At 37.0% G+C, this 8881-nt stretch carries 7 protein-coding genes and 1 pseudogene; 3 read left to right on the top strand and 5 right to left on the bottom strand.

The features are described 5' to 3' along the window. Positions 1 to 280: pseudogene (locus FD20_RS13605) on the top strand (hypothetical protein); the annotation flags it as partial. A 124-nt stretch (positions 281 to 404) separates the two neighbouring features. Here the strand turns inward: FD20_RS13605 and dhaM are convergent. From dhaM to dhaK, 3 genes are read right to left on the bottom strand one after another with little or no spacing between them, the layout of a single operon-like run. Beyond that, on the bottom strand, positions 405 to 776 hold the full coding sequence (gene dhaM / locus FD20_RS11510) for a dihydroxyacetone kinase phosphoryl donor subunit DhaM (protein ID WP_057738692.1): 372 nt from the start codon (positions 774 to 776) through the stop codon (positions 405 to 407). Continuing rightward, entirely contained in the window at positions 773 to 1348 is a 576-nt protein-coding gene (gene dhaL / locus FD20_RS11515) for a dihydroxyacetone kinase subunit DhaL (protein WP_057738694.1), read from the bottom strand. Before dhaL ends, dhaM begins: the two co-directional genes overlap by 4 nt. Positions 1349 to 1362: 14 nt before the next feature. Continuing rightward, positions 1363 to 2358 (bottom strand): dihydroxyacetone kinase subunit DhaK, encoded by a 996-nt coding sequence (gene dhaK / locus FD20_RS11520; protein WP_057738696.1) that lies wholly within the window; start codon positions 2356 to 2358, stop codon positions 1363 to 1365. 517 nt (positions 2359 to 2875) lie between these two features. Here dhaK and FD20_RS11525 point away from each other — a divergent pair. Beyond that, complete coding sequence (locus FD20_RS11525; RefSeq protein ID WP_057738698.1) at positions 2876 to 3463, top strand: TetR/AcrR family transcriptional regulator; 588 nt, start codon at positions 2876 to 2878, stop codon at positions 3461 to 3463. A 364-nt stretch (positions 3464 to 3827) separates the two neighbouring features. Here FD20_RS11525 and FD20_RS11530 read toward each other — a convergent pair whose 3' ends face one another. Continuing rightward, positions 3828 to 4859 carry a YeiH family protein gene (locus FD20_RS11530; RefSeq protein ID WP_420864745.1) on the bottom strand — a complete coding sequence of 344 codons (1032 nt, stop codon included), beginning with the start codon at positions 4857 to 4859 and terminating at the stop codon, positions 3828 to 3830. Between the two features lie 112 nt (positions 4860 to 4971). Here FD20_RS11530 and FD20_RS11535 point away from each other — a divergent pair, with 112 nt between their 5' ends. Further along, positions 4972 to 5850 carry a LysR family transcriptional regulator gene (locus tag FD20_RS11535; RefSeq protein WP_057738699.1) on the top strand — a complete coding sequence of 293 codons (879 nt, stop codon included), beginning with the start codon at positions 4972 to 4974 and terminating at the stop codon, positions 5848 to 5850. Positions 5851 to 6058: 208 nt separating this feature from the next. On the opposite strand, the gene FD20_RS11540 is transcribed toward FD20_RS11535, so the two are convergent. After that, entirely contained in the window at positions 6059 to 8647 is a 2589-nt protein-coding gene (locus FD20_RS11540; RefSeq protein WP_057738701.1) for a cation-translocating P-type ATPase, read from the bottom strand. Between the last annotated feature and the right edge of the window lie 234 nt (positions 8648 to 8881).

Consider the following 8881-nt stretch of genomic DNA (forward strand, 5'->3'; position numbering starts at 1 on the left):
CAACACTGGCGCAATGCAGACAGGCTTCAAGTATATTAAAAATCAGGAAAAAACCGTTTATTATAATAAAGCAGGTCAAATGCAATATGGACAGCAACAGCTAAATGGACACTGGTATTTATTTGATAGCAACACTGGCGCAATGCAGACAGGCTTCAAGTATATTAAAAATCAGAAAAAAACCGTTTATTATAATTCTAATGGGCAAATGGTTTATGGCAGGCAAAAAATCAACAAGCGCTGGTATGTTTTTGACACGAAAACAGGCGCTTTAAAATAATGGGTTGAATAACAAACAAATGATCGAGACAAAACCAATACTTTGTCTCGATCATTTGTTTATTATTTTAAAATACTGAAAAAAATACATGTAGTTTACTTCAATTACTGAACCAACTTACCAGCTATTTTATTTTTAAAGAAGCGAGCTGTTTCTCGATCTCACTAAGTGTTACATCAGCTTCAATAAGTGAGGCAGCTGTATACGCTCCTTCAACAAAGGCTGCATCATAAAGATGAACCTGTTTATCCGTCATTTCAGTTGCAAGTTCAAGATTCATCTTTGAACTGCCAATATCGTAGAACGCAAGTAGCTCGGAGGCTTTATTCTCTTCGATGGCAGCTAAAATTTTTTCCATGCTAGTTCCAATGTCATTTTCGTTTGTTCCGCCGGCATTTGTAATGGAAACATTCGGTGCAACTTGCGTTAGCAGTTGCGGTATACCGCGTGCAATATCGGGGACGTGTGATACAAGGATGATGCCTAATTTTTTCATAAAGATGCCTCCGTTTCTAAAAGAGCAGTGAACAAATAACCACTTGAAACAGCTCCTGGATCTAAATGACCGATCGAACGTTCGCCTAAATAAGAGGCACGCCCCTTCCGTGCCAACATATCTTTAGTCGAAGCGATAGCATCATCAATTACTTTTTGAGTAATTTCATTTGTTTGCGCAACAGGTGACCAGACATCAACCATAGTCTTGTCGCCTTCAGTTGCACCACCGCGTTTTTTAATGCCGTCTAATGCTGCATTAATAAGGGCATTTATATCTTGTGTTTCACCACATTTTTTTGCCATCTCTAAGAATGCTGTTCCATATAAAGGACCTGAAGCACCACCGACTTTACTGATTAAACTCATTGCAATGTTCTTAAGTATAGTTTTTAAATCGGGTTTTTGAAGTTTCGCCAGTCCTTGTTTGACACCTTCCATTCCGCGCATCATATTATTTCCGTGATCACCATCACCAATTGGAGTATCCAACTCACTTAGATAGTCTTTGTTCTCCTCAATTTTATGGTAGAATTTGTCCATCCATTCTTGCGTAATTTCAGTTGTTAACATTATTTATCTCTCCTTTACCAAGCAATTGTTTCAACTGGATAGTTGAGGTACTTCAACCATTTATTGTCTGCTAAATCAAAAACTGTTAACGAAATTCCAGCCATTTCGATTGAAGTCATGTAATTTCCAACTTTCATAAAAACTGGTTTTATTTGCTTAGCTTCAAGTTGATCTAATAAGTCGTGGCTGAAAACATACTGCTCCATCAGAGGAGTTGCCCCCATTCCGTTAACTAAAACAGCATATTGATGTTGCGGGTTTAAATGTAGTTCCTGATCAATTTTAGCTAATAATTCTGAGACTAGTTTTTTTGAGGTTTTAATTTTTTCACGGCGATAACCCGGTTCACTGTGGATACCGACACCATATTCAATTTCATCATCTGCCAATACAAACCCAGGTTTTCCTACTTCAGGAACTGTTGCAGCTGAGAGTGCGACAGCAATCGTACTGATATGGGGTAAAGCATCTTTAGCAAGTTTTTCGAGTTCATCTAAACTGGCGCCTTGATCAGCCGCCGCACCCACTAGCTTATGCATTAAAACAGTGCCTGCAACACCTCGGCGCCCTTGTGTATAAAGGCTGTCCTCAACAGCAATGTCGTCATTGACAATGATCGATTTAATTTTAATATCATCCAATTCGGCCATATCTTTGGCCATATCAAAATTCATAACATCACCAGAGTAGTTTTTGATAACAAGAAAAACACCTTTGCCTTGGTCAGATGCTTTAATGGCGGCATATATTTGGTCTGGAGTTGGCGATGTGAAGACTTGTCCGGCAACTGCAGCACTTAGCATTCCTTTGCCTATGAAACCAGCATGTGAAGGTTCGTGACCGCTACCACCACCACTAACAATACCAACTTTTCCCTCCATAGATTTTTTGTCACTTCTGACCATTGCTTCTGTTTCTGGAATTTTTTTAAGATACTGCGGATACGCTCTAACTAATCCGTCTACCATTTCTGGAACCACATTTTGAGGTTCGTTGATGATTTTTTTCACTGTTTTCACGTTCCTTTCCGGTACAATATCAATTTTATCTGAATACGATTACATTGTAAAAGAATGTTGCTTAAAAGGAATAAATTGAAAAGATAATCAATCGTTGCTAACGTGTTAAATGATGCTATTATCATTTTTTAGTGTCAAGTATTTGCTTTGAATGAGAAAACATGGAAAGTGCAAAAAATGTGGAACTTTATAATAATTAGATAGATTAACAAAATGATATAATTTTTTAATATTTACTAAGAAATATGTATTTTTAGAGAAAAATTTGCGAAGTCTGTATTATAACGCTAATATTTTAAAGACAGAGAAGTTTTTTAAGATATAATCAAAAGTGAAATGGAACTGGTTATATTTAAAAGGCGGAATAGTCACTTACCTTCTTTGGAAAATGAGCGGAATATATATTTCTAAGGCAATTGTCGGCATTAGTACTCTAATGAAATTTGTAAACCTCTGGTCAAACAAATATTTCAAAGTGACTTTCTGACAAGTAAAAATGGAGGATACTATGGGAAAAGAAAGTACGAGAATTAAATTAATCCGGGCCTTTGCCCAGTTATTGGTTGAAAATGGCTACCAAGCAGCAACTACAAGCAAAACGGCTAAACTTGCTGGCGCCAATGAAGGTTCTATATTTAGGATTTTTAAAAATAAACGTGGATTGCTGCAAGCTTTAATCGATCAGTGCATGCAAGATATAAATTCGCTGCAGTATAAAGATATCGAAAAGATGACAATTGAAGAATGTCTGCAAAAAACTGCTCAAAAATATCAAGCATTTATGATAAAACACCAAGCACTTGTCGTGGTAGGGGTAAAAGAGTCACTAGAATTAAGAGAAGTTGGTGAGGCAATAGAAGAAGTATCAACACATTTCAAAAAAGTAATTGAGAAAATTCTGTTAGAAAAAGCAGAATCTGGTTGTCTTTCAAAAAAGATAAATCCTAAAATTCAAGCTAATAATTTTGTGTGGTTGAATTTTGGTTATTTTATAACAAATAAGAGGTTTAAGTATACCAAGGCCAAAACAGTTGAGGATCAAGAGGATAAGGTTTTGAAAGAGCATGTTCTGGAGTATCTAAAAGGAATAATCTAAAAACATCCAATCGCTGTATTAAGTTGTTAGGGCAGTATGTTTTTAAAGGCAAAAGTTCTGACAGCTTATAAACTTAGACGAAGTTGTCTCTTGAAAAGATCAGTATCAAGCATAAATACCGTGTTTTATTTTTATTATGAATTTTAGTGTTTGACTAATTGTAGAAATGGGACTGTGACAAAATTAAATGTTTTTGTCACAGTCCCACTTAGAGTAATTTAAGGTTCCAACGCCATTCGTTAGGTTCCAAAGATAGTTTTCCGCTATCTAACTGCAAATTAACCGCAGACAGAATCAGACTAGGATCATAACCGATTGGTATTGAGTGAAGTTTTCTGATATGTGTTTGATCTTTTTTCGATTTTTAAAAGAATAATTTGCTGGCGGTCATAACCACGAGCATGAGGACACAAGAGCAAATAAATGCTGCAGCGAAAGCATTTCGTCCACGATGAATAATAGTGTCAAAGTTAACATTCATTCCCAAAGCTGCCATCGCCATTCCTAAGATGATATAAGCAAGTTTGACAAGTAGAGCCAATACACCTGCCGGAATGGGGAGGAAAGAACCAAATACGCTTGTAAGAAGAAAACCGGCCATAAACCAAGGTATAGGCAGTTTGGCCTTGGTGTCTGCATGAGTAGCTTGTGGAGTTGTTTTTTGGTACCAAATACCGATTAACAAAGCGACTGGAGCTAATAATAATACGCGTGAAAGCTTAGTAATGATGGCAGCATCCAGTCCCACTGGACCAGCCGCGCTGCCAGCTGCAACTGCATGGGCTATTTCATGCAAAGAGCCACCAGTAAAAACGCCAAATTGTGTTGGAGTCATATGAAGCAATGGCTTTAAGCCAATTTCAATCAGTGTAAAGACAGTTCCGAGAATCGCTACAGTTGCGACAGCCAAAACTTCATTTTCTTGCTGCTGTTTTTCTTTTTCTTTAGAAACTTTGATTTGAGGCGACACCCCCATAACTGCGGCTGCTCCACAGACACCAGATCCAGTTGCGGTTAAGATTGCCAGCTCACGTTCAACTCCCATTTTTCTAGAGACCCAATAAGTTAAGAGAATCATTCCAGTTACTATACATATTGCAAGTAAAATCGATTTGATGCCAGCCTGAGCCAGTTGAACCAGATTTAATTTAAAACCAAGCAGAATAATTCCTAAACGTAAAAATTTATTTGAGATGAAACCTGATTCGGATCTAGCTTGTTTGATTATAGTTGGTTGAATTTGCAGAATAATTCCTAACAACATTGATAAAACTAAAGCACCAACAAGAGATAAATAAGGCAGTTGTGCTAAAAATGATCCTACAACAGCACAAATAAGTGTTATAAAAAATGAAATCCAAAAACCAGATTTTTTTAATTTGTTAATGATTATCAAAATGTAACCCCCCTGAAGTAATAATTAGAGTATAACGAATTTTTTGAATAAGAAAAAATAATGATTTATTATTAGACTATAAGCTTGGCTTATATAAAAAGGGGGATTACTTTTGTTAGATCAGTTATATTTAACTTTTTTGGTTTTGAGCCGAACTCATTCATATACTAAGACTGCTGAACAACTATATATTTCACAGCCTGCTGTAACACAGCAAATTCAGCGGTTGGAAGAAAAACTGGGATTGAAACTTGTTTATTACCATCGGCCTAATTTAAAAATCACTCAAATTGGTGAAGAGTTAGCCGATTTTTTACAAAGAACGAATGTTCAATCGCAGCAACTACTTGAACGTCTTCAAACACCAAACAAATTTCGAGAGATTAATTTCAGTACGACCCGTTCACTTAGTGAATTTTTGGCACCACAATTGATAGAAGAGATCGCAGCCCGTGACGCGTTCAGAAAGATAAGTTGTCATGTTGGAAATACGGAGCAGGCATTAACAGCAGTTAGAACCGGCAAAAGTCAATTTGCGTTGGTTGAAGGTAATTTTGATAAAAACAAATTTGGATATAAAATAATCAGATCAGAACCCTTTATAGCGGTTGTCTCTGGCCATCACGTGTTAACGCAGTATAGAAGTTTAACATGGAGTGATCTTGTGAAGACACCACTGCTTGTCAGAGAGGAGGGCTCAGGATCCCGTGAAATTCTGGCAAGTCTTGCACGTGCAGAAAATGTCAGCTTAAGTGATTTTGAACATTTAATCGTTATTTCTGAACCGCTTTTAATAAGACGATTATTATTAGGTGGAGTTGGTATAAGTTTTCTGTATCGTTCATTGGTAGAAGAACAATTAAAAAATAAGCAGCTAGTTGAACTATCAATGCTCGACAATGGGCAAACGGCACATGACTTATATTTAATATATGCAAAAGACAGTTATTTCAAAGAAGATTATGAAGAGTGGGTAGATGTTTTAAAATAAACAAAGAATATTGCTTTCAATCTGAAAGCAGTATTAAAAAGTGAGTATGACATAAGTCGGTAAGACAAACTTGAGTAGTAATGCGAAGCTAGACGGAGGACTTTGACTTATGAAATGTATTTATATGAAATCGATAAAGAAACTGAATCAAAAATTAAACTTGATCCAGTTTCTTTTACTTGAAGTAAAAAATATGAATTGTTGAAATTTATTTTTTCAATTTTGCTAGGATCTTTTTATTGAGTTCCAATAAAATAGCGGGAATAAACATTGCTATAAGACTAATAGTCCACTGAAAAAGTGTTAATTCCACTAACCCAAACGACTTCTGTAAAGGTTGAATCAAGGCAACTAGAATAATAATTGCCGCAGCTGCTAGTAAAGCAACATTCAAAGCATGGTTTGCTTTGATCGATTTTAGCGTTAAAGATTCACGTGCTTTGATCGGATAGATATCAATCATTGAACCTAAGGCCAGTGTCAGAAATAACATTGTTGCTCCAACCTGAGAGTTGTTATCAGTTAGAATAAAACGTCCGAAAGCATAGATTGCCAAGGTTAAAATAGTATAGATTGTTGAACGGATAAACATGCGCAAACCAACGCCATTGCTGAAAATACTCTGATCACTTGGAATAGGCGGTTGCCGCATAGCCTGTGCTTCTCCTTGTTCACGTGAAAGATAAAAACCGGGAATACCATCTGCTAGGACATTTATCAGCAGTAATTGTTCTGCAATCAGCGGGACACCCCAACCGAAAAGGACACTGCCAACCATTAAAAATATTTGCGCAAAATTAACACTAACCAGAAATTCAATGGCTTTTAAAACATTTTGATATATCGTACGGCCTGAAGAAACAGCTTCGATAATTGTTGCAAAGTTATCATCAGTTAAGATCAGATCTGAGGCTCCCTTTGCAACTTCAGTTCCTGTAATCCCCATAGCTATTCCTACATCGGCTGCTTTGAGGGCGGGGGCATCATTGACCCCATCACCAGTCATTGCAACAACCTTGCCTTTTTGCTGCCAAGCTTTGACAATTCTAATTTTATCTTCAGGTGAAACTCTTGCAAAAACACTAACTTTGTCTATTTTTTTGGCGAGCGTTTTATCGTCCCATTTTTTTAAGTCAGAACCGCTCACAGTAAGATCATCATTTTGATAAATTCCAATTTGAGCAGCAATCGCACGTGCAGTTGCTTTATGATCACCAGTAATCATAATTGTTTTAATGCCTGCTTGTTTAGCTTGGTGAACTGCTTTTTTTGCCTCTGGACGCGGTGGATCAATTAGACCGATGATACCGGCAAAAGTCAGCTTTTTTTCTAAGGACTCGATGTCCTCAACCGGCTTTTTTTCAAATTCACGATATGCCACGCCGAGAACGCGCAATGCATCATTTGCAAATTCATCATGAATCTTATTCAACTGTTGACTATCAGATTCAGAGAGAAAGATAGGGAGTTTGTCTAAAGCACCTTTTACGATTAAGAGGAAATGACCGTTTTTTAGTTCATGAAGAGTAGACATTGTTTTTTTGTCCGAGGAAAAAGGTCTTTCAGCAATTCGAGGTGCATCCTGTTCAAAGTGCTCACGGGAAAGATGGTGCTGGTGCAATAGTCGAATAATAGCAAGTTCAGTTGCATCGCCCTCAGCATGATCTTCATTAATAACAGCATTGGTATCAAGTGCAAAGAGACGCATTAATGAAGTTGCTGGATCACTGAGCATTTGACCAGCTTTTATATTTTCAGGTTTATGGTTAAATGCCCACAAGCGTGTAATTGTCATTTTATTCTGAGTAAGTGTTCCTGTCTTATCAGATGCAATAACATCGACGCTTCCAATGGTTTCAACGGAATTCAGTCTGCGAATAATCGCATTACGCTTTGCCATTTTTTGAACACCTACTGAAAGACTAATTGTAACGATAACAGGCAGTGTTTCTGGAACAGCAGCGACTGCCAGGGAAACACCGATCATTAGATTATCCATTGGGTTGCCTAATTCGTGCAGTGTGCTAAGAATGAACATAAAAACACCACTGACTACGGCAATGAAGGTCATGATAAGCGAAAGTCGGGAAAGTCTTTGCTGTAAAGCAGTTTTGTGTCTTTTAGTGGTATTAAGCAAGTCCGCTATTTTTCCAATTTCAGTTTTCATTCCTATTGCTGAGACAACCATAGTGCCTGTGCCATGGGTAACTAGAGTACCAGAGAAAGCTTTGTTTATGTGATCGCCAACAGAATCGGGAGCTGTTTCAGGCGCTTTTGTTGTTTTTTCGACCGGTTCACTTTCACCTGTCAGTATTGATTCATCGATGGTTAGAGCATTTAGTTTCTTCAGTTCGCCATCGGCAGGCACTTGATCTCCAGCATTCAAGGTAACAACGTCTCCAACCACAATATCAGAAATAGAAATCCTCTGACTGGTACCATCACGAATAACTTGTGTGGTAGGTTCGCTCATGTCTCTAAGCGCAGCTAATGATTTTTCAGCACTCTGTTCTTGATACAAACCAATTAGAACATTTAAAACGACAATTGAGCCGATTACGATGGGTTTAGTCCAACCACTATTGTATGAAATTGCCATGTAAGCTGATAGTACTACTGCAAATAATAGAATGAGGGAGGTTATTTCTGTCAGTTGAAGAATCAGTTTTTTCCAGATACTTTCCTTTTTGGCCTCTTGCAGGATATTTCTGCCAAATTGTTCACGATTTTGTGAAACTTGGGCAGAGCTGAGTCCTTTTGTTAGTTTTTCCGCTTGTTCTGGTTTTCTTTGGGTCATCTTATCACTTCCTTAACATGTTTTTTGTGATATTTAATCAAAGAGGGATTAAAAACAAAATACTTATACTCAGTGTAACAAAAAATATATTTTTTTTTAAATATATGCGTCTTTTCTAAAATTTTTTAAATGCTAAACAATCTCCTCTTTATTTAGTGAATATTATTAATTTAAGCGCTTGAATTGTCAAATTAAGTGCAACACTACATTAAAGAATATTTCATAAGGCGTTTT

It is taken from the genome of Liquorilactobacillus uvarum DSM 19971 (assembly GCF_001434935.1).
GTDB lineage: Bacteria > Bacillota > Bacilli > Lactobacillales > Lactobacillaceae > Liquorilactobacillus > Liquorilactobacillus uvarum.